The organism is Streptomyces sp. NPDC047315, assembly GCF_040643215.1.
Lineage (GTDB): Bacteria > Actinomycetota > Actinomycetes > Streptomycetales > Streptomycetaceae > Streptomyces.
This window is the reverse complement of the sequence record NZ_JBEYTZ010000120.1, coordinates 1-1161: the sequence shown is the minus strand read 5'-3', so window position 1 is coordinate 1161 and position 1161 is coordinate 1. Positions and strand designations below refer to the sequence as shown.

The following is a 1161-nucleotide window of genomic DNA, read 5'->3' as shown; positions in this document are numbered from 1 at the left end:
TACTGATCTTTTCGTAAGTTCGGTGGGTGTGGTTGTCGTGTGGGTGGGAGGCTTTCGGGGTGGCATATCAAGCGTCGTTCTCTGCGGTCGGCTCCTCTCTTTCTCCTTTGTCGCGGCCTCAGTTGGCGGAGGCGCGTCGTGTTCGGGCGGTTGAGTTGTTCGAGGATGGTGTCTCGAATGCGGAGATCGCGCGGGCGGTGGGGGTGTGTGCCGAGAGTGTGCGGCGTTGGCGGCGGGTGTGGGAGCAAGGTGGTCCTGCGGCCCTTCGCCGGCGTGCGGCCAGCGGGCGTCCGCCCAAGCTGGACGACGCCCAGGTCGAGGACGTGCGGGCCGCGTTGGAGCAAGGTGCCCAGGCTCATGGTTTCGAGGCCGACCTGTGGACCCTGGAGCGGGTCGGCGCGGTCGTCACCCGCGTGACCGGGGTGGTGTTGTCGAGAGCGTCGGTGTGGCGGCTGCTGACCGGCAGGCTCGGGTGGAGTCTGCAGCGGCCCGAGCGGCGGGCGGTCGAGCGGGACGAGTCGGAGATCGCCCGCTGGATCGCGCACGAGTGGCCGCGCATCAAAAAGGGGCCGTGAACACAGGTGCCTGGATCGTCTTCCTCGACGAATCAGGCGTCTCCCTCCTCCCGCAGGTCCGCCGCACCTACTCGCCCCGAGGGCGGACCCCGCTCCTGCGGCACCGGCTGAACTGGAAGCGCGCGTCGATGGCCGGGGCCCTGGGCTACCACGCCACCGACCCCGACCGCGGGGCCCGCCTGTGCTTCCACCTCAAGCCCGGCAGCTACGACACCGCCGCCCTCATCGAGGTCCTGGAGCAGATGAAGGTGTTCTACCGCGGTGAGCGGGTGGTCCTCATGTGGGACGGCCTGTCCGCCCACTGGAGCCGGGCGATGCGGGCCTGGGTGGCCGAGCAGGACTGGCTCACCCTGGAACGCTTACCCGCCTACGCTCCCGAGCTGAACCCGGTGGAACTGCTGTGGTCCTCGCTCAAGAAACGCGAACTCGCCAACCTCGCCGGCGACCACCTCGCCGACGTCGCAGACGCCACCGAACAAGGCATCCACCGCATCAACAACAACCCCCAACTGCCATGGTCATTCCTCACCCACACCGGCCTGACCATCCACCCACCACACCCACCGAACTTACGAAAAGATCAGTA

2 protein-coding genes are annotated in these 1161 nt (G+C 67.7%); both read left to right on the top strand.

All coding sequences use genetic code 11. The features are described from left to right. The first annotated feature begins 59 nt into the window (after positions 1-59). Positions 60-575, top strand: coding sequence for a winged helix-turn-helix domain-containing protein (locus ABZ842_RS38850; RefSeq protein ID WP_361548607.1), 516 nt, complete (start codon positions 60-62; stop codon positions 573-575). Beyond that, the coding region (locus tag ABZ842_RS38845; protein WP_361548604.1) for a transposase at positions 572-1161 on the top strand (590 nt) is incomplete at its 3' end. The genes ABZ842_RS38850 and ABZ842_RS38845, both read left to right, overlap by 4 nt.